This window comes from Acidisarcina polymorpha (assembly GCF_003330725.1).
Lineage (GTDB): Bacteria > Acidobacteriota > Terriglobia > Terriglobales > Acidobacteriaceae > Acidisarcina > Acidisarcina polymorpha.
The window spans coordinates 5186874-5207042 of record NZ_CP030840.1 but is presented as its reverse complement, the minus strand read 5'-3'; the positions used below and the strand labels follow the sequence as shown (position 1 = coordinate 5207042).

Below are 20169 nucleotides of genomic sequence, written 5' to 3'. Positions count from 1 at the left end.
CCGCCAACTTTCAAGAAGATTACAGTCATTTTATTCAGCTTCAAACGCAAAACATCAACCCACCTGCGAAGCTGAGGCCGCAACTGACTTGTGACGCCAGCGTCCGAGCACCAGTTGGGTGACCTCTGAAACTCCAAACACCCAGTAACAAAGCAGCGCAGTCGCCAGCGTATAGAGGACGGCAACGATAAGGATTATGGGAAGCGATTCCTGCGGCGCCTGGAAAGCCGGGTAGACTGCTCCCGCGAAGACTATGGATAGTACTCCCGTCAACCGCAATATTGGTTTAGCCGTGATGCCGTAATCGGCAGGAAACATCTTCTTGTTCATGCGGACAATCGCGATCGTCTGGGCAGTCTCGGCGACCAGCCAGGCGATCATGAATCCCAAAACTCCGAAATATCGCATAGTTATTGCCGAGACCAGCAGAACGGCGCCGTAGGCCAGGAAGAGCACCTTTGAAAGGTCCGCATGTTGATTGCTTGAGGATTGAAACTGATATTTATGTTCCTTGATGCCCATCGCCGCCGAGGTGAGCGCCATCAACATGCAGAGGCCTGGCTCATAGAGGCTGCGTCGGTGAAGCCACACGGCCAGAAGCCACGGGCTGGCGAGAAGCGTCGCCACGCTGACGGTCGGCACGAGCAGCAACACGATTCGTTCGGAGAGATCGTAGAGACGGCGCAATTGCTTCCAGTCCTTGCGGCCGACGAGGCTGGTAATCTCCGGCCCAATCGAATAGCTGGCTACAGCCAAGGCCTGTCTCGACATCGTGAAGACGGTTCGGGTCAGAGCAAAAACCGCGACTGCTGCCGGGCCGAGGACACGCTGCATGAGCAGGATGGGCGCCTGCCAGGTCAGAAATCCAGTAAGCGATAAGACGGTGAAGTGCCAGCTTGGCTTCAACATTCCCCGCATCACTTCATTGCTCGCATAGCGCGGCGAGGGGACCAGTTCAGGCGCGGTACGATGCAGATCGAGCATCAGCAATAATCCGAAGAGCACTGTCATCGACACTTGGGAAGCGGCCATTGACGCGAATGAAGCTCGCCTCCAGATCAGCACCGCCAGCACGGCCGCCGATGCTAAACGAAGCCCATTGTTCCAGTTCGTTCCCCGATGCGCCCGGTTCACTGCCATAAAACTGTTTGCGAATAAGGAAAATACCATCAAAGCAAAGATTTGCGCGACGAAGAGCTCAAGGACGAGCTTGGCTTCGCGCCCGCCGATTGTACGCAGATGAAGCCATCGCGCCACGGGCAGTAACGCGATCAAACCGGCAATAGGCAGCAGAGCGAGCATCATCCATTGCAGCAGACGAAGGGCGCTTGCCTGCACCCGCTTGCATTCCTCCAACTCCCCGCGGTTGCGATGGATGCTCATCTGGTTAGCCGCGTAGGTCTGCACACCAAAATTCAGGGATCCAAAATAGGAGACGGCCGCGCTGAGCGTAATCCATTCCCCATAGACAACGATGCCGTTGGCAGATCTGTGTAGAAACAGCGGCGGGATCAGCAACTGGGAGAAGACCGTGACCCCCTGGCCGGTCACAAATGCTATCAGCATTTTTAGAATCCGCCGCAGGCTCTCCATTCGGTAGATCTTCCTCCGCTGGTTCGCCTTTAAGCATAGCTTGCGGTCGCGCCGCCCATCGCCTGGGCGGGTCGGCTTGCAATTTGGCTCAGGAGTGCCTAGCGTTTCCTTATGAGCACCAACATCGCCGCTCCTGCGGAAATTACCCGGAATCTTCAGCAACTCGCCGCCGACATTGTCGCCAAAGCCACTCGCGCCGGGGCCACGGACGCCGAAGTTGTCATCCGCGAGGGAGACGAATTCTCCACTCTGGTGAGACTCGGGCAGGTCGACACATTGAAGGAGTCCGGCTCGCGTGGAGTGGGATTGCGGGTCTTCCTCGGGCAGCGCGCCGCCAGTACTTCGTCGAGCGACTTCTCTCCGGAGGGAATCGACCATCTTGTCTCGGGGGCAATCGCGCTGGCTCGCGTCACCTCCGAAGATCCCTTTGCCGGACTTCCTGAGGCGGCCAGCTTCGGCCAGTTGACCGGCGACCTGGACCTTTACTACGAAGATGTCTATTCCCTTCCCGGCGAGCAGCGAATCGACTATGCCCGCCGCGCTGAAGCTGCGGCGCTGGCCGCCGATCCCCGCATTCAAAATAGCGACGGAGGCAGCTTCGACGCGGCTACCGGGCGAAAGATCCTGGCCAATTCTCGAGGATTTCTGGGCGAATACCGCCGCTCTTACGCTTCCATCTCCGCGGTCCCGATTGCGCAGTCCAAGGATGGACAAATGCAGCGCGATTATTGGTACACAGCGGCGCGCACATTGACCAAACTGGAATCCCCGGAATCGATTGGCGCAGAGGCGGCGCGGCGCACTCTAAGACGATTGGACGCTCGCCGGGTGCCGACCCAGCGCGTCCCCGTCGTTTTCGCTCCAGAGATGGCCCGAGGGCTCGTTGGCAACATCTTCGAAGCAGCCAATGGGGACGCCATCTATAGGGGAGCCTCGTTCTTCGCCGACCAGCTCGGCGAACAGGTCGCCGCTGCCAACATCACGATCATCGACGATGGCACGCTCGTTGGAGGCTTCGGTACCTCGCCCTTTGATGGCGAGGGTCTGCCGACCCGCCGCAAGGCGATCATCGAAAATGGCGTTCTGAAGAACTATCTGCTCAACACCTACACGGCGCTCAAGCTCAACATGCAAAGTACCGGCAACGCTTCTCGCGGGCTGGCTGGAAATCCCGGCATCGGCGGCGGCAACGTCTTTCTTGAAAAGGGCAGCCTCGCCCCCGCCGAGATACTGGCTGATATCAAATCAGGCCTCTATGTCACCGAACTCATGGGCTTCGGGGTGAACATGGTCACCGGCGACTATTCCCGCGGCGCTTCCGGCCTGTGGATTGAAAACGGCGAGCTTGCTTATGCCGTTCAGGAAATTACGATTGCCGGCAATCTCAAGGAAATGTTCAACAACATCGTTGCCATCGGCAACGACCTTGAGTTCCGCGGAGCAGTGACCGCTCCCACCCTCAGGATCGAGGGGATGACCATCGCCGGCGCCTAGAGCATTTCGCAATTCGGGGTTCGCTACGCTTTCTGATCTTTTCCAAGGGATGACTCCATATCGGGGCCACGTATCGTGGTTCGTTGTTGCGAATCGGTAAACTTGCTGTAACCGAGAATGCTCGCCCAGACCCTCACCTTCGACTCCTCAAACCCAGCGCCAACGCTCGCTCTGCTGCCGGAGAAGCCGGGAATTTTCGCTCTCTTTGGCGCCGACCCCAAGGCCGAACCCTACCTCGCCCGCACCACTAACCTCCGGCGCCGGCTCAAACGGTTTCTCGACGCCAAGCCAACCCAGACCCGGCGTCTGCGCCTTACCGAACGGGTGGTTCGGATCGAATACACGGCCACCGGCTCCGACTTTGAATCCTCGCTCGCTCTTTACCGCGCCACCCTGCAGGCATTCGGCGAACGCGCCCGCAAGCGCCTCCACCTTTATGCGCCCTACTTTCTGCGCATGACCAGCAAAAACCGCTATCCGCGAGTGTATGTTACGAATTCGATTTCTAGATCTGCCGCCGGCTCGCTCTTCGGCCCTTTTCCTTCACGCGCCGCCGCCGAACGCTTCTGTGACGAGGCGCTCAACCTCTTCCTCCTGCGCCGGTGCTACCCCGATCTCGACCCCGATCCAGCTTTTCCGGGCTGCGTCTACTCCGAGATGAAGATGTGCCTCGCTCCCTGTTTCAAGGGCTGCACCGATGAGCGCTATGGCGAAGAAGCCGCCAAGGTTCACGCTTTTCTGACTTCTCGCGGGCAGAGCCTCCTCGATGCCTTGGCTAAGGAAAGGGATCTCGCTTCCCAGGACCTGGATTTCGAGAAGGCCGCCGCTATTCACGCCCGTATCCAGAAAATCGAAGCCACAGCCGCACTTGCATCGGATGCGGTCCATCCGCTTGCCCGGCTTGGCGCCATCATTGTTCAGCCATCATCAGAGCCAGGTCACGTGGCACTCTTCCAGCTGAGTGCGGGCATCCTCGCCGGTCCCACCCTCTACGACACGTTTGGCATGCGGCTTCATAACGAGCAATCCGGCTCTTCGTCACTCTACACGCATCCTTTCGCGCTTGAAGCGGTGCCGCTGCAGGAGGAGGGTTCGCCTTCCGCGATCGCCACGACCGTCAGTCCCACAAAGCTGAAAGATCGCGGGAAGGATGTCTTGGAGCAGCGTCTCAGCGAGTCGTTCGACGCCCTCAGGTCAGCCGCGGCGGGAGTGAAGGGCGAGAATCAAACCCTGTCCGATCACCTCAGCCTTTTCACTCGCTGGTACTACCGGCCAGAAGCCAAGCGGGTGGGGGAAGCGGTCTTCTACGATCCAGAGACTGCGCCGCCCGCGAAGCCGATACTCCGCGCCATTTCGCGGGTATTTCGAGGAACACTGGCGGCGGTTGCGCCGAACACAACTTCGCCTGCAAGTTCATCGAACTAAGCAGCCAAAACAATCTCCGGAACCACCTCTACAGGAAAATTGACCGATTTCGCGATAAAGCAATATCCATGCGCCGCGTGATGTAACTCTGCGGCTTTGGCCGGATCGCTTCCCGCCGCGATCGTGACCGACGGCTTCAGCACCACTCGGATGAACTTTCCAGAGCCATCCTGAGCCTCTTCCATGGTTCCCTCGGCGAAGTCTCGAAAGGACTGGACGGTGACGTGATTGACCGCGCAGAGATGCAGGTACCAGAGCATGTGGCAGGAGGAAAGGCTGGCTACGAGGAGTTCCTCGGGATTGTACCGCGTCGGGTCGCCGCGAAAGCTTGGATCACTCGACGTCGGAATCGGCGGCTTCCCTACTGCAGCGATGGTGTGGTCGCGGCGATAGCTTTTGTAATTCAGGGTGCCTTCGCCATCATTTCCGGTCCACTCGACTTGAACTCTGTAGGTATGAAGATTCATGCTTCCCATCTCTTGATTTCTCTGAGGAGGCCGTCCTGACACTCACATCAAAACACAGAACAAGCTTGGAGACGTTGGGTCCATCGGGTGTCCGGTCGCACTCCTGTTCGAATGCGAACACCCTTTCCTGATTATTGGACACCGCGAAGACGATGCTCAACGGGATATCTACGAAGCATCAGCAACTTAGCTGACGACAAGAGCCGTTTCAAAATGGCCTTCGGTTTGCTGAATCCGACACCAGTCTCTGGAGGGTTTGCCATGGCGTACTTTGAAAAGACCCGGGACATTCTTAACGGGCCGCTCACCAATGACCTGCTTCGCCAACGCGCGGACGCCGGTTGGCAGATTGCGTCGATCGAATGGCGCCGGGAGTTGCCCGGCAACGCCCCGATCGACGGCCGGGTCGAGGACATTCCCTACGGGCTTCGCATCTCCGAAGACTGCCTGCGCCTGGAGATCGATCCGGACGAGAACCGCATTCTCATGCACATGATGGAGCTGCTGGTTCAAGACTTCCCTTTCACGAGCGTGGCCAGCGACCTGAACGAGAAAGGCTATAGGACCCGCGAAGGCCGGAGATGGACTGCGGTTTCGGTCTTCAACATGCTTCCACGCCTGGTTGAAGCCGGACCGTCGATGTTTCCCACCGAAGAGTGGGAGGCGCGGCGCCAGCACTTTTCCAAGGCCATCTGAAGCGCGGCAGTTGCCCGGGCCATGCTTCGGCCTACTGCCATTGATTCTTGTGCCGCTCCAGCCACCAACAGGGCTGATCGTCGTTGTGGGGAAAGATCGACTTCACGCAGGGCTGATCTGCAGATCCTAGGTAGTCGTATTCTTGCTTCTTGCCCTTGAGCGGGGTAGCCAGATATTGACTTACCGTCACTGAGCCGAGGCCCGAGTGCCGAGCCATTCGCAAGCCCAGCACCGCCCAATCGCCGAAGTAGAGAACCACGAAACCAATCACCGCGTACTTCAAAGCCTGCAACAGCATATCTCCCACACTCGGACCATAGTAGAGCAAAACCGGAGAGGATAGAGCAAAACCGGGGAAGGTGTAGCCCGGATCGACCTTCCTCAAGAAGGATTTGTGAACGGAGTCCAGTCGCGAATTCTGCCTCCAGGCGAGCAACGTGGCAATTGAGTGGACGACCAGCACCGATTCGAGGTTCATCGTCGACTCCGCAAAGCGCTAAGAGAGAAGTCAACTTTGAAGCTTAGGAGTGCGTTAAACTTGGGCTAGTACCATGAAGATTTTTCGCTGGATACTCGCAATCGTCACCCTCGGTCTCCTCGGCTATGGCTTTCACGTCGCCATGACGGTACCGGCTGACGAAGCCATGTTCAATGTCCAACGGATCTTCTATTACCACCTGCCGGCGTGGATCGCGATGTCGCTCTGCTTTGCCGCGAACCTGATCGGTTCAGTCGTCTATCTGCTTTCGCGAAATAAGCGGCCCGCGTTGTCCCTTCGCGCCGATGCGTTGGCCGTCTCGGCTGCCGAAATGGGCGTTGTCTTCTGCCTGGTTGGCCTGGTCACCGGCTCGCTTTGGGCGCGCTACGCCTGGGGGATCTGGTGGACGTGGGACGAGCGCCTTACCACCACTCTCATTCTTTGGCTCATTTACGTCAGTTATCTGCTGTTGAGGAACTTCGCCGCCGGGCCGCAGATGCGCACGATCTCCGCGGTGCTCGCCATCTTCGGCTATATCGACGTGCCGATCGTCTACATGTCGACTCGTTGGTGGCGCACCCAGCATCCGGCTCCGGTCTTTTTTGGCGGCCCCGGGTCGGGCATCGCGCCAAGCATGAAGCCGGCTGTCGCCTGGAACATCTATGCATGGATGGCCTGGGCGCTGCTGGTGGTGAGCATCCGTTACGCTGTAGAACGGAGACAGCAGCTACTCGACCAAGCCGCCGCCCTTCGGTCGCTCGAGGCGCCGGTGACCCGACACGTCGAGGTTGCCTCGTGATCAGTCGCTCGTTGCTCTTTGCCTCGCTCTTTCCCTGGGACCATCATAACGAGTCGGCCCTCGGTCATCATCACCTGATTGCCGCCTATTGCTTCGCGTGGGGCTTGCAACTTGCCTATCTTGGCTACGTTGGGCTGAAGTGGCGTGCGCTGATCAAGGCTGAGCGGCAGACTCCTTCCAGGTAGTGCGGACTTCACCTGCGCTTCAGCGGTTTCTGCGTCATTCCGGCACATCGAATTATTGCTTACGGTCTTTCTGGGACGCCATAGGGACGCGAGTGCTGTGCATGAAGACGATCTTCCAGGAGCCTGCCTGCTTCTCAAGGAATGCGGACTCCAGCCACTGCTGATCGATCGTACCTGAGGCATCGGTAATCCTGCCCTTGTTGATGTAGGCAATCCAAGCGGTTTTGCCGCTGATATGGACGTCCGGTTCGGTGATACTCCATTCATAACGCTTGCCCGCGCGATGTTGGGCTTTGATGAAGGCCATAATGGAATCTCCGTTGAATCGGGCTCCCCCGTCAAAGATATAAAAGTTAGGTGCAAGGACGGAATCGAACAGCGTCGTATCATCGGCCTGCGCGGCGGTGAAAACCGTATTCACCGTCTTCACGATCTGGGTTTGCTTGGGGGTAAGTTCCTGCTGCGCGCTTGCAGGCGACGCGTTGGCGGAAACTAGGAGCGCGAGGGCCATCGTGACCGATGCGAGTCTCAGCATGAACGACAATAAAGTGCCTCCGGATTACTAAATCATAAACACCCGGGTGCTTTATCTATTCTGTGCTGCGTCGTATTAGCAGGACTGGAGCTTAGGTCACCTTCACCATCCGGAGATGTCACGTAATTCATCCGGTTCGACTCCACTGGTGGTCACTCCGGCACACTGCCACGCCCTTCTCCGGCGATGTCAGTGGCAGAACCAAAGTTCAGCTTGACACGAGGACGACCCGAGGGGCGGGCTTCATCGAACGGCTACCGTGGCGGCATTCCGATTTGGGACAAGGCAAAGAAAATTCAGAAACTACAACCTTCGTGGGATTTCGTTAAGGCGTCATCCGACTTATCTTCAATTCACCGGAGTTTCAACCTTTCCTGCCGCGCCGGTCGCAAGTTCTTGAGGTATTGAGTGCTCAGGCCGCGCGGCAGATTTCTTTTGCAGTGTTTTCTCGCCAAAGTTCTCTCGATGGGTTGCACTTTCAAGATCCCTCCCCCGGATGCCCTGATCAGAACCAGTCCAAGAGTGCTTCAACTGGAGGAAGATTCCGGTTGATTACACCTTGGGCACGTTGCTGCTTGCGCTCCGTTCCCAGTACACTAAACAAGGTTCTAAGAGGTCGGGTCATGCTAGTTGTCATGAAGGCCCAGGCGACGCCTGAGCAAATCAACGCAGTTTGCGAACATATCGAAAAGTTGGGCTTTCGCCCTCACCCCATGCCGGGCGCCCAGCGTACCGCGGTCGGGATCACTGGTAATCAGGGCCAGATCGACCAGGGGAACCTGGAAGAGCTTTCCGGCGTTGCCGAAGTGATTCGCGTCACAAAGCCCTATAAGCTGGTTAGCCGCGACGTTAAGGAAGAAGACACGGTCATTTCCTTTCCCGGCACCAACGCCACGATCGGTGGACGAGACCTCGCGATCGTCGCCGGCCCGTGTTCGATCGAGTCGCGCGAACAAGCCTTCGCCGTAGCTGAACAGATCGCCGCCGCGGGCGCCCAGTTCTTTCGCGGTGGCGCTTACAAGCCTCGCACATCCCCCTACATGTTTCAGGGCCTGGGGGAACAGGCGCTGATTATCATGGCGGAGGTCCGCGACCGGTTCGGCCTTCGCATCGTCACCGAAGCCATGGACACCGAAAATCTGGATCTGGTCGCTGATTACGCCGACGTCATTCAGATTGGCGCTCGCAACATGCAGAACTATACCCTGCTGAAAGCCGTTGGTCGCAAACGCCAGCCAGTGCTGCTGAAGCGCGGAATGTCTGCGACCCTCGATGAGCTGCTGATGGCCGCCGAGTACATCATGAGCGAGGGCAATTATCAGGTCATTCTGTGTGAACGCGGGGTGCGCACCTTTATCGACCACACCCGCAACACCCTCGACCTGAGCATTGTGCCGGCAGTCCACCGGCTCAGCCACCTGCCAATTCTGGTGGACCCGAGCCACGGGACAGGTAAGCGGAACAAGGTGGTTCCACTGGCGCGCGCCGCGGTTGCGGTGGGTGCGGACGGCCTGATGGTGGAAGTACATGATCAGCCCGACAAGGCACTCTCTGATGGCGCGCAATCGATCTATCCCGAACAGTTCGTCCAGATGATGGACGAGATCACCCAGATCGCTCCGGTTGTCCACCGCAACGTGCCGCATGGGATTGAGATTTCTGAGCCCGTTGGAGGCCCTGTCACGGGGACGGCTCGATCTGCAGGGCGGTAAGCATCGGAGATCGCTGCAATTGATTCATCGCTGGAGGCGTGTTTCGATTTTGTGCGCCTCCATTTTGCTGCTGGCGGGTTGCCGCCAACGCGACTTCCCCGATTACCCCTCCGACTATCGCGAATACGCCTACGTCACCAACGGCGGCAGCAACACAGTCACTGTGCTGGATCTAGTCAACGTGCGCCGCGATCGGGAACTTCCTGTGGGGACTAACCCTTCCGGTGTCGCCGTCAGCCCAATCCGCAACGAAATCTACGTCGTCAACTCGGGGGACGGAACGATTTCGGTGATTGACTCGCAGAAGAACACAGTCACCGCTACCATCCCGGTCCATCGCAAGCCGTATTTCATCGATGTGTCGGCTGACGGGCACCGCGGATATGTCGCCAATTCCGGCTCAAACAACGTTTCAATTCTGGATCTTGAGGCGCGCAAGGAGATCGGTGTGGTCGGCACGGGAGAATCGCCCGGCATGGCGCGCATTGCTCCTGACAGCTCAACCCTGCTGGTAACCAACCGCGCGGGCGGAAGCGTTACCTTGATTGACCCGCACACGCTGCGGGTACGGAGCGTCTTTCCCGGATGTACGGGGGCGACCGATGCGGTGATCCTGCCCACTTCTTCCAAGGCGTTCATTGCCTGCTCGGGCGGCCATCAAGTGATGGTTCTAGCCTTGGCTCGTCCCACTCCGATGAACGATCTGGAGAAGTCCGACCACCTGCTCGATCTTCTCGATGTCGGACAGACCCCGGTTGACCTTGCGATGAAGCCTGATGGCGGCGAGATCTTCGTCTCGAACTTCGATAGCAACACGGTTTCCGAGATTGCCACCGGCACAAACGAAGTAGGAGGCGCGTCGCTGATCGGCGCTCACCCGGCCCGCGGCATCGTAAGCGCTGATAATTCCCTACTTTGGGTGAGTAACTTCAGCGCCAATACGGTGGGGGCTTACAGCATCGATGACGGCAAACGGATCAATGCAGTACAGGTCGGGGACGGCCCAGACGCGATGGCCTTCTCGAGCGCCGGCCACCTGCTTCTGGTCGCGAACTCACGCTCTGGCGACGTTTCTGTTCTGCGCACCACCAGCTACTCACCGAAGGGTGAACTGCGGGTCGGATCGCTCTTCACCATGCTTCCAGCAGCCAGGGGTCCGAACGCGATCGCAGTCAAGGCCTTCAAAATCCCATAGTCGTAAGTTCTCGGAAATGCCATTGATCACGCGTGCTCCCTACTTCGAAGCTTTCCCCAGGATACTGACTTCTGTGTTGAAGTGCCTCGCCTGAGATTCTCATGCTTTCATGGTTATATCCCTGCGTGTGGGTCGGAGCCGGTTATGCTTTTGTAATCATGAGTCGGATAGTGAAGATGCCCCTGCAGCAATTCGCCCCACTATGCTTTCGGATCTCCTGAAAGCCGATGAGCTCACAAACCTTACACCTCAGAGCAATCTGCTTCGCCATAGCCGGCTTTACTTTTTGGGTGCTGACAGATAGCGCGATGAAATTGGCCGGCCGGTCACTGCTTCCGAATTACGAGATCGTCGCGTTCCTTGGCATCTTCATGGCCATGTTCATCTCGCTGTACGCGTTGGTGCGAGGGGAGGTCAAGGAGTTGTGGCCGAAGAGACCAACGCGTCTCCTGGGCCGCGCATCGCTCGATGTCGCAAACAATCTCTGCGTGGTCATCGCACTGCGGCATCTGTCGCTGACGTTGTTCTACATCCTGGTATTCACGTCGCCGCTGCTGGTGGCGGTCCTCGGGAGAATTTTTCTGAAGGAGCGCCTCGACTGGCGCAAGGCGACAGCTATCCTGGCCGGCTTCCTTGGCGTAGTCGTTGCGGTTTATCCTTCCCGATCAAGCGGATCCAGCGCCTGGGCCGGGTTTGCCGCCTGCGTGGTCTGCGTAACCTGTTTTTCGGTTGCAGTAGTCTGGTCGCGGGTAATCTCCCAGACAGAACGGGCGGAGAGCATGACGTGGTTTTCGGCGCTGCTGTCGGCGGCTGTTGGACTCGCCGGAATGCTCTTCCACGCCGCGCCCCTGGATAGCCGGCTGTTCGTGGCGTTGCTAGCCATGGGGCTGCTGTGCGCGATAGGCAGCATCTGCATCGTCGTCGCGCTGAGGTACACCACGGCGGCTACGGTGTCCCAGTATCATTACACGCAGCTTGTCGTCGGATCGGTCGTGGCATATTTCCTGTTCAACGAGAAGCCGACGATATGGATGCTGTCCGGGGCAGTGCTGATTATCGCGGCGGGGCTGTATATTGCGTTGTGGGCTCCGGACGCGAACCGCGGCGCCTAGCCTCTCCCCTCGCCCGAATGGAGGCTTCGCGCGTGAGCTTGCGCCACGCAAGCCGATCCACCGAGTGACAGTAGAGCGTGTTGCCCTCGGCGGACGTGCGTTGATTTCGCGTTCTTACCGGAAGCCTTGTCGGTGAAGACGTTGCCTAGTTCCCTGCCCTCAAGCTATCGGCTTTCATTCTGACCCAACTAGCACTGCTCCCCGGCTCTATGCCAATTCCGGGTCTTGGGTGCAGCTTTGCGCATGTTCATCCCGGAAGCTCTAAAAAGTTTAATCCTACCCCGGCTCTCTTCTGGTTGCGGCTTACGCGGATTCGGTGTTCAGGACTTGCATTGCATCGCCCAGCCGTAAGCGGCATCTATACTCTGGGTATTACATACTCAGCAGATTTGATCTGGTCTGACTGAGTAAGATCTGGAACACGAGAGAATGAGCACGGACTACCTGACCAAATCCGGAAATCGTATTGTTGAGTTACTGAACTCGCGCGGCGTTGGGTTCGATGGTGGAGTAGATCGATTAGCGACGCCAACGAGTGCTCTATCGTTATGCCGGCTTTTCCGAGCCGGTCTAAAGAGTGTTGACAAGGCTACTCTCGATCAGCTCCGCGAGCTTCGTCAAGCTCTGCTCATGATGTTGAAGCCTACTTCCAGCCGCGTTGCTCGAAAAAGCCTGGATGAGATCGCGGCTTCTACGAAATTCACGCTCGGCTTCTCAGAACCGAGCAAAGCCACATGGTCCCAAATCTCGGGGAATGCTGTTGTAGGAACCGTACTACAGGACTGCGCAAATCTCATCAATACGGGTCAACTGGATCGTCTGAAGATCTGTGCGAATGAGGCGTGCGCTGCTGCCTTCTACGATTTAACCCGCAGCAAGACCCAGCGGTGGCATTCGTACGCACTCTGTGGAAACAAGAGCAACGTAGCAGCTTTCCGCTCCAGACACTCTTAATGGCAAAAAAGTGGAGAATTCCACGGTAAAAAAGGCGTTCTACATACATTTCAGACTATCAGCGCGGAAGGTTCCAGGATCCTTGTGACACTGGCGCCGGGGGAGTTCGCCGCCCTTTTCAAGGAGATTGGCGTATTCGACCAGCGGGATGCACAAGACCCTAACATCCTTGAGTCTTCCAAGGAAAAACTTCTGGCCATAGCGGATAAGTTCGACCTGCACATACCACCTCCACCAGGGATCTAGAGAATCAGAGAGGCTGTCGCAACACGTGGCAGCCGCTCGGGAGTTCGGTCCCGCCATTTGACCTCGAGGCTGGTCTCTCAGCTCACCGGCCAACTTTATCACCCTCACAATCATTGGCCGAGTGGCGTCAAGCGCAGGGGACTGTCGATCCGCCTAGAGATCTATAGATCTCTTGATTCAAGAGACGGATTGCATCTCGCGTGCTGCCTCTCGAACGGTCGGCGTTACGCGGAACCAGATGGTGTAAAGTGCTGGTAGAAATACCAGTGTCAGGACGGTTCCCACCGCCGTTCCGCCAATCAGCGTATACGCAAGTGAACCCCAGAAGACCGAGAACGTCAGGGGAATGAAGGCAAGCACCGCAGCCAGGGCTGTTAGCACTACTGGTCGCGATCGCTGTACGGTTGCTTCGACAACGGCGTGAAAGTCGTCGAGTCCCTCTTCCTTGTTAGTCTTGATCTGGCCAATCAGGATTAGCGTATTGCGCATCAATATTCCCGCCAGAGCAATCAACCCAAGGATCGGGTTGAAACCAAACGGAACGTGGAATGACAGCAGCGTAGGAACTACTCCGGCGAGACCCAGCGGAGCTGTCAAGATGGTCATCGTCAAGGCCGACAGAGATCTGACTTGAAAGATGATGACCACCAGCATGCAGACAAACATGATGGGGAAGACCTTGGCGAGCGCGGTATTGGCTTTCAGGGACTCTTCGGCATTCGCTCCCACTTCGATCCTGTATCCAGCGGGCAGCTTATCGATGATCGGCTGAATTGACTTCAAAACTTCAGCAGTAACCTGGGGCGGCTGCACTGCATCATCGTGATCGCTCTGGACAGTAATGGTCGGCGTACGATCGCGACGCTTGAGGATCGGATCTTCCTCCGCTATCTCAACTTTCCCGACCTGGCTGAGAGGAACCAGCTTGCCGTTACTGCTGGTCAACGTCATGTTGAGCAACTTTGTGGGGTCGAGTCGATTCGGGCCCAGAGTGCGGGCCACAACATCTACGGTACGAATGTTCTCGCGAACCTGCGTCACCGTGACACCCGTCGTGAGGAACTGAATCTGCTGTCCAGCGTCATTCGACGAAAGACCAATGAGGCGAAGCCGATCCTGATCGAGGACGAAGCGTACAACCGGAGCGCGCTCGTTCCAATCTTCATTAGCTTGGCGCACATTGGGATTCGCGCGCATCTTTGCCAAGACCTGATCCGCGATCGCGCGGACAACATTCGGGTCCGGCCCCATCACCCGGAAAGCTACAGGCCACGGCGAATAGGGACCGAAGACAAACCGGACCGCTCGTATACGAGCCTCAGGCGCAAGCCCCTTAGCAACTTCCTGGCGAAGATGAAACATCAGCCTGTCTCTGTCTTTAGCATCGGGCGTCAAGATAATCATCTTGGCGAAATTGGGATCTGGCAGTTCGGGATTGTAAGACAGCCAGAAGCGCGGGGCTCCGCCGCCGATATACGAGCTGACAACATTAGCCTCGGGCTGTGCGCGCAACCAATGTTCGACCCGGATGACCGTTGCCTGCGTGGCCTCAATCGTGGAGCCTTGCGGCATCGTGATGTCGACCAGCACCTCGGGTCTGTCGGAGCTGGGGAAGAACTGCTGCTTGACCATCCCCATTCCGAAGAGCGACACGAAGAAGACCAGGACAACAGCGCCGGCCACGGGGAACTTGTGCTCAACCGACCAGACGATCAGCTTGCGTAACCTCTGATAGTTGGGAGTTTCATAGATCGCGGCGTAGCCACCCTCCATCGCGGGGATGTTAGGCAGCAGCTTTACTCCGAGATATGGGGTAAAGGTGACAGCCACGACCCACGAGGTAAGCAGTGCGATACACACGACCCAGAAGAGATTTCTGCAATATTCGCCAGCGCTGGATGCCGCAAAGCCGACAGGCGTCAGGCCGATGATGGTGACCAGAGTACCGGCGAGCATGGGTGCCGCTGTGTGGCTCCACGCGTAACTCGCAGCCCGGATACGGTCCCAGCCTTCCTCCATCTTCACGACCATCGTTTCAATCGAGATGATCGCGTCATCTACCAGAAGGCCGAGTGAAAGGATGAGAGCGCCGAGCGTGATGCGGTCGAGGTCTTTACCCGTCGCCAGCATGATGACGAGCGTCGCCGAAAGCGTGATGGGAACAGCGGCCGCGACCACGATACCCACGCGCCATCCCAGACTGAGCAGGCTCACGATCATCACGACTAAAAGAGCCACAAAAAACTTGAGCTGAAACTCACCGACTGCTTCGTGAATAATTGTGGACTGGTCGGTTACCTTCGCGAGCGTCATTCCGGTAGGAAGGGCCGCCTGGATCTTCTTCTGCTCCTGCTCGAGGGCCTTGCCCAATTCCAAACCGTTATAACGGTCGCGCATCACAACATTGAGCATCATCGCCGGCTGACCGTTGTGTCGCACCAGAAAGGTCGCTGGGTCTTCATAGCCGCGCTCGACATCTGCGACATCCGCCAGCTTGAGCGTCCTGCCGCCGGCAGTAATAGGGGTATCTCGAATCTTGTCGAGATCGTTCAGCGCACCATCAAGGCGGATATACACCTGCTGGTTTTGAGTGTCGATGGAGCCGGATGGAGTTACGACATTTTGTTTGACTAGGGCATCGAAGATATCGCGCGCACTGACACCAAGCGTTGCGATCCGGTCATAAGAGAATTGAACAAAGATTCTCTCCGGGCGTTCTCCGAAGAGATTCACCTTCTTCACTCCGTCGACGTGCAATAGATCCTGCCGCAATGCCTCGGCCTCCCGGGTAAGCAGCCGTGGCGGCAAACCAGGAGCCTCGAGCGAGTAAACGGCAAAGATGACGTCTGTGTATTCATCATTCAAGACCGGCGGCAAGACTCCTTGCGGTAGCCGCGAAGCCTCATCCTGGACCTTCTTTCGACCTTGATAAAATTCATCCGGGACGGCTGCGGGGGGCGTGTAGTCCTTGAGCGTAATCGTCAGGAAGGCTAGGCCGGGCCGAGTAAACGTATCTACGTGGTCGTAGTACGTGAGTTCCTGCATCCGCTTCTCCAGCGGCTCTGCGACAAGGTCCTGCATCTCCTGCGCGGTTGCGCCAGGCCACGCGGCGGTGACGGTGAAGACTTTGATGGTGAAGCTCGGGTCTTCGGCGCGCCCAAGTTTGAAATAGGCGAGGGCTCCTGCGAGGATGACGGCGAGAAGAAAGAACAGAGTGACGGATCGCTCGCGGACAGCAAGCGCAGACAGGTTGATTCCGCTCTCGCGCTTGCGCTCCTTCTCGAAATGCGGCTCTTGAATTTCGAAGTTGCTCATCGCGCCGCCGCTTTCTCGTCGGCAACCCGCACCTGCTGACCTTCGTTAAGAAGATGTGCCCCGAGAGCCACAATCTCCTCTCCCGGCTTGACACCATCAGAAAGCGTGGCGTCTTCGTCTTCCAGATGAAGAACCGACACAGGGCGGAAAGAAACCGTGGAAGATGTTTCGTTGAGCACCCATACGCCGGGTCCCCGGCCTCGGTCGGTAATTGCCGCGACTGGGACTTCTACTGTGCTCGTGCCCGCGGACACTGGAAGCTGGATGGTCACGGTTGCGCCGAGAGGAGCCTTAGCCTCGGCGCCGCCGAGAACGTATCGGGCTTCAAAGGTGCGCGTCGCCGGGTCGGCAGCATCGGAGAGCTGTCTTAAGCGGGCTTCCACGCTTTCTGTCTTGCCGTACACGGTCGCACGGGCGGTCGATTCAAGCGCCGGGCGAACTGTTTCCGGGAGATTGACGGCCGCTTCGCGCGGTCCCGCGTGTGCCAATTTCACGACGGTCTGTCCGGCTGCGACCACCTGTCCTGGCTCCGCGAGCGTTTCCACTACGGTTCCGTCAGAGTCGGCAAGCAGGAGAGAGTAGTCTCCTTCGTCCTTTGCAACCTGGGCCTGGGCTTCTGCGGCTGCGAGCTGCGCCAGCGCTGCATCGGCATTCGCCTTGACCTGATCGTAGGTGGACGCAGATACAGCGCCGGTACTGACCAAGCCGCGATACCTTGCTTCATCAGCGGAGGCTTGTTGCGCCTTGGCCTTCACTGCCTCGACGTTTTGAGTCTGCGTCGTGATGACGTGGGCGTAGTCGGTAACATCGATTCGCATCAGTTCTTGACCCGCACGAACCACCTGCCCGACGTCGACGAAACGTTTTGTAACTTTCCCGGGAACCCGGAAGCCCAGGTCGCTTTGAACACGGGCGGTTACGACGCCAGTGAACGCGTGCTCTCCCGCCTGTGCCAAGCCAACCCGAACAACGCGAACCATGTCTGGTTGAATCCTCGGGTCGGGCTGTACCTGCGGTTTGCAACCAGACATACCGATGACAACCGGAATGAGGACCAGCAAAAGATGGAAGGATTTCGAAGTCGGCATGTTGTTCCACTCCAAGAACACGAACTGGAGTTGAACTTAATATACGAGTAATTAATATGTCAACTCGTCACTCATAACTTCAAGTATTCAAGTCTATGCGGTGAGAGAACGGATGACGACATTGGCAGCCGCTACCGCTTCTTCTTCCTGGCTCTTGCCTGCCTGCTCTAGGAGAGTGGGATGGAAGAACAACTCAGTCATTCGGGCGATAGTTCGACAGGTTTCTTCGAGCGGTGTCTTTCGCTCAAATTCACCCGACTCGCGCCCTTGCACGACGATCCTGCGAATTATCTGGAAGACAGCCTCTTTGAAACGATCGAGAGAGCCCCAACCCTCTTCGAAGGATGCAGAAACTAGATCGTGCATTTTTCTCTGTTCGTTCAGGAGCCGCCAGCCCCGGCTCTCTAAACCAATGAAAACACGACGCATCTTCTCCACCGGGGATCTTGTCGCCGCGATGGATTGCTCCACCTCGGTGAGAATCGTGCCAAGGCAATGGGAACATATCGCCTCGCCAATAGCCTGCTTCGAATCGAAAAATTTGTACAGGTACGGCGTAGAAAGATTGATCGCTTTGGCAATGTCAGCAAGCGTGGTCTTCCGGTATCCGTAAAGCCGAAAGTGCTCATCGGCAGCTTGAAGAATCTGCTGGCGTCGCTTGTGGTCCGCCGGACCTCGTTGTCCTGAGACCCCGCTAACATCGATCGTGATCTCCTGATCCATCCTTCCATCATAGCTTATGGGTACCTTGACATGTTGTTATGAATTACGATAATCATTACTCATTATGACCTTTAGAAGCCTCAGGAATGCTCTGACCAAACGAACCGATGGCAATTGGACATATGCGCCAACCTCCACGATTTCTGTGGCAGCGGCACTTGTGGTCTTCTTGATCGCCGGTGTTCCGTGGGGCCTGGGTACAAACAACCAGTCGTCAAACTTCAGCCGTACCACAACGCTCCCACAGTAGAAGCGCGTACGCCCGCGACCCCGGTCCCCTCGCTCGACACGTGGTGGACAGGATTTAACGACCCCGCCCTAACCAACATCGTCGAGCGGGCACTCGCCCAAAATCTGGACCTTGCTGGGTCGTTTGCGCGCGTCGAGCAGGCGCGAGCGGCAGCGAAGGAAGCCGGAGCTAAGCGCTTGCCGAATTTCGATCTTGAAGGAGACAGTAATTCTTTTCGGCAGTCCCTTGACAACCCCATCGGGCGATATGCCAACCTCTTTCCCGGCTTCGATCGCAATCAGAGCTATCTCGACCTAGGAGTCGGAGCGACATGGGAAACCGACATCTTTGGCAGCTTGAGACGAGGAGCCGAGGCGGCAAACACGGAGGCGCAGGCTGCCGAAGCAGAACGGTTCGGGACGCGCGTATCCGTGGTCGCCGAGGCAGCCGACGCCTATATGCAGATCCGTGGCGCGCAGGTTCGGCTCGCCTTTGCGAAGGAGCATATTGCTACCGACGAGCATCTCCTGCAACTGGTTTTACAGCGCAAGAATGCTGGTGTCGCGTCCGATCGCGAACTCGCACAAGCAGAGGCGCTTCTCGCGCAGGCAAAGGCAACCGTGCCCATCCTCAACATCATTCTCGAAGCACAACTCAATCGGCTTGATGTGCTGATGGGTGCGCAGCCGGGCACGTACGCCGCACAACTGACAACTCCGTCGGACATCCCCGTCATTCCCGGGATTGCCAACGCTCTCGACGCTTCCGACTTGCTTCGGAGACGCCCCGACATTATCGCTGCGGAGCGGAGGGTTGCCGCCTCCAATGCCCGGATCGGCCAAGCCATCGCCGAGTATTACCCTAAAATTTCGCTCTCAGCACTGCTCGGTAATGAGGCCATCAGTCCAGGAGATCTGTTCCGTGAGCGGGCCTTTCAGCCTACCGCAGTGGCTGGTCTTCGTTGGCGTCTATTCGATTTCGGGCGCGTCGATGCCGAGGTAAGGCAGGCCCGCGGCGCAAACGCAGAAGCCTTGGTTCAGTATCGAAGCTCCGTCCTTCGCGCAACCGAGGATGTAGAGGATGCCTTCAGTGCGTTGGCCCAATCCGAGTTGCGGAGTCATGAGGTTTCCCATGAGATATCTTCTCTGCAACGGGTCAAAGATCTCTCCGAACAGTCCTACAAAGCCGGAGTCATTCCACTCACCGACGTGCTCGACGCGAATCGTCAACTGCTGATGGCGAAAGACGATCTGGCATCAACCCGTGAGACCGCCGCACGTGCGGCTGTCAGCTCCTTCCGAGCGCTGGGCGGCGGCTGGACACCGTAGTCAGAAAGAATTAAAGGTGATCGTAAGCCGGAAGATTCTCACGCCAGTTGAGGAACGCGAGCACTCTGTCTACTTGTTCAGCCAAGCACGCCTGAGAAGCTCTCCATGTATGCCAAGGCTAATGTGGAACTGCGGTCTGCTGACTTCAACGATCCCTCAACGCTGGTGGCCGCTTTTGCGGGAGTCGACCGGCTGCTACTTATCTCGACCAACGACCTTTTCTCCGGTAAGCGCGTGCAGCAACATCAGAACGCAATCGAAGCCGCCGTAGCCGCGTGCACAGGGTTTCAACATTGAGACGAATGTAGTTGAGAGATTGACTGGGCAGCCCCCTCTCACCCTCCGGCAATTCCTGCAGAACAATGAACAACGCGTCCCCTAGAAGATTCGGACGAGAAGGTTATGCCAGGGAGATTCGAAGGAAAAGCACGCTGATTACCGGAGTAAACTCCGGAATTGGTTTGGCGCCGGCGAAATGTTTTGTCCATGAAGGAGCATTCGTCTACATCACTGCCCGGTCCTATGTCATCGAACGGGCGCGATCTCATCGCTGATATATTGCCTCAAAATGAGCGACGCGTTCGTTCCGCCGAAA

General features: G+C 57.5%; 18 protein-coding genes. 11 read left to right on the top strand and 7 right to left on the bottom strand.

The window, feature by feature from the left end; translation table 11 throughout:
- Positions 1–54 precede the first annotated feature (54 nt).
- Positions 55–1566, bottom strand: coding sequence for a lipopolysaccharide biosynthesis protein (locus ACPOL_RS22105; protein WP_150133097.1), 1512 nt, complete (start codon positions 1564–1566; stop codon positions 55–57).
- A gap of 138 nt (positions 1567–1704) precedes the next feature.
- Here ACPOL_RS22105 and ACPOL_RS22100 point away from each other — a divergent pair, with 138 nt between their 5' ends.
- Both ACPOL_RS22100 and ACPOL_RS22095 read left to right on the top strand, forming a co-directional pair.
- The gene (locus tag ACPOL_RS22100) at positions 1705–3087 is read left to right on the top strand and encodes a TldD/PmbA family protein (RefSeq protein ID WP_114208968.1); all 1383 of its coding nucleotides are present in this window, start codon (positions 1705–1707) and stop codon (positions 3085–3087) included.
- A gap of 117 nt (positions 3088–3204) precedes the next feature.
- A complete protein-coding gene (locus tag ACPOL_RS22095; protein WP_114208967.1) occupies positions 3205–4512 on the top strand; it encodes a UvrB/UvrC motif-containing protein in 1308 nt (435 codons plus the stop codon).
- On the opposite strand, the gene ACPOL_RS22090 is transcribed toward ACPOL_RS22095, so the two are convergent.
- Complete coding sequence (locus ACPOL_RS22090; RefSeq protein ID WP_114210976.1) at positions 4509–4979, bottom strand: OsmC family protein; 471 nt, start codon at positions 4977–4979, stop codon at positions 4509–4511. The two genes, ACPOL_RS22095 and ACPOL_RS22090, sit on opposite strands and share 4 nt — an antisense overlap.
- 261 nt (positions 4980–5240) lie before the next feature.
- On the opposite strand from ACPOL_RS22090, the gene ACPOL_RS22085 reads away from it, so the two are divergent.
- A complete protein-coding gene (locus ACPOL_RS22085) occupies positions 5241–5675 on the top strand; it encodes a recombinase family protein (protein WP_114210975.1) in 435 nt (144 codons plus the stop codon).
- A 31-nt stretch (positions 5676–5706) separates the two neighbouring features.
- On the opposite strand, the gene ACPOL_RS35035 is transcribed toward ACPOL_RS22085, so the two are convergent.
- Entirely contained in the window at positions 5707–6153 is a 447-nt protein-coding gene (locus tag ACPOL_RS35035) for a hypothetical protein (RefSeq protein WP_236656952.1), read from the bottom strand.
- A 73-nt stretch (positions 6154–6226) separates the two neighbouring features.
- Here ACPOL_RS35035 and ACPOL_RS22075 point away from each other — a divergent pair, with 73 nt between their 5' ends.
- Together ACPOL_RS22075 and ACPOL_RS22070 are read left to right on the top strand one after the other, a co-directional pair.
- Complete coding sequence (locus ACPOL_RS22075; protein ID WP_114208966.1) at positions 6227–6952, top strand: cytochrome c biogenesis protein; 726 nt, start codon at positions 6227–6229, stop codon at positions 6950–6952.
- Positions 6949–7137: a hypothetical protein gene (locus ACPOL_RS22070; RefSeq protein WP_114208965.1), complete on the top strand. Its 189-nt coding sequence runs from the start codon at positions 6949–6951 to the stop codon at positions 7135–7137. Before ACPOL_RS22075 ends, ACPOL_RS22070 begins: the two co-directional genes overlap by 4 nt.
- A gap of 52 nt (positions 7138–7189) precedes the next feature.
- Here the strand turns inward: ACPOL_RS22070 and ACPOL_RS22065 are convergent, their stop codons facing one another.
- Positions 7190–7672 carry a nuclear transport factor 2 family protein gene (locus tag ACPOL_RS22065; RefSeq protein ID WP_150133096.1) on the bottom strand — a complete coding sequence of 161 codons (483 nt, stop codon included), beginning with the start codon at positions 7670–7672 and terminating at the stop codon, positions 7190–7192.
- 623 nt (positions 7673–8295) lie between these two features.
- Between ACPOL_RS22065 and aroF the strand changes: the two genes are divergently transcribed.
- The 4 genes from aroF (at position 8296) to ACPOL_RS36495 (ending at position 12645) form a co-directional block, all read left to right on the top strand.
- The gene (aroF, locus tag ACPOL_RS22060) at positions 8296–9384 is read left to right on the top strand and encodes a 3-deoxy-7-phosphoheptulonate synthase (protein WP_114208963.1); all 1089 of its coding nucleotides are present in this window, start codon (positions 8296–8298) and stop codon (positions 9382–9384) included.
- A 49-nt stretch (positions 9385–9433) separates the two neighbouring features.
- On the top strand, positions 9434–10579 hold the full coding sequence (locus ACPOL_RS22055; protein WP_236656951.1) for a YncE family protein: 1146 nt from the start codon (positions 9434–9436) through the stop codon (positions 10577–10579).
- A 227-nt stretch (positions 10580–10806) separates the two neighbouring features.
- Entirely contained in the window at positions 10807–11691 is an 885-nt protein-coding gene (locus tag ACPOL_RS22050; protein WP_114208961.1) for a DMT family transporter, read from the top strand.
- Between the two features lie 429 nt (positions 11692–12120).
- Positions 12121–12645, top strand: coding sequence for a CGNR zinc finger domain-containing protein (locus tag ACPOL_RS36495; RefSeq protein ID WP_114208960.1), 525 nt, complete (start codon positions 12121–12123; stop codon positions 12643–12645).
- Positions 12646–13068: 423 nt separating this feature from the next.
- Here ACPOL_RS36495 and ACPOL_RS22040 read toward each other — a convergent pair whose 3' ends face one another.
- The 3 genes from ACPOL_RS22040 to ACPOL_RS22030 form a co-directional block, all read right to left on the bottom strand.
- A complete protein-coding gene (locus ACPOL_RS22040) occupies positions 13069–16206 on the bottom strand; it encodes an efflux RND transporter permease subunit (protein ID WP_114208959.1) in 3138 nt (1045 codons plus the stop codon).
- Positions 16203–17294, bottom strand: coding sequence for an efflux RND transporter periplasmic adaptor subunit (locus tag ACPOL_RS22035; protein WP_114208958.1), 1092 nt, complete (start codon positions 17292–17294; stop codon positions 16203–16205). Before ACPOL_RS22035 ends, ACPOL_RS22040 begins: the two co-directional genes overlap by 4 nt.
- Positions 17295–17387: 93 nt before the next feature.
- Positions 17388–18017, bottom strand: a complete 630-nt coding sequence (locus tag ACPOL_RS22030) for a TetR/AcrR family transcriptional regulator (RefSeq protein WP_114208957.1) — start codon at positions 18015–18017, stop codon at positions 17388–17390.
- A gap of 186 nt (positions 18018–18203) precedes the next feature.
- Here ACPOL_RS22030 and ACPOL_RS22025 point away from each other — a divergent pair, with 186 nt between their 5' ends.
- Both ACPOL_RS22025 and ACPOL_RS22020 read left to right on the top strand, forming a co-directional pair.
- The gene (locus ACPOL_RS22025) at positions 18204–19574 is read left to right on the top strand and encodes an efflux transporter outer membrane subunit (RefSeq protein WP_201758933.1); all 1371 of its coding nucleotides are present in this window, start codon (positions 18204–18206) and stop codon (positions 19572–19574) included.
- A 105-nt stretch (positions 19575–19679) separates the two neighbouring features.
- Complete coding sequence (locus tag ACPOL_RS22020; RefSeq protein ID WP_114208955.1) at positions 19680–19871, top strand: Rossmann-fold NAD(P)-binding domain-containing protein; 192 nt, start codon at positions 19680–19682, stop codon at positions 19869–19871.
- The last annotated feature ends 298 nt before the right edge of the window (positions 19872–20169 follow it).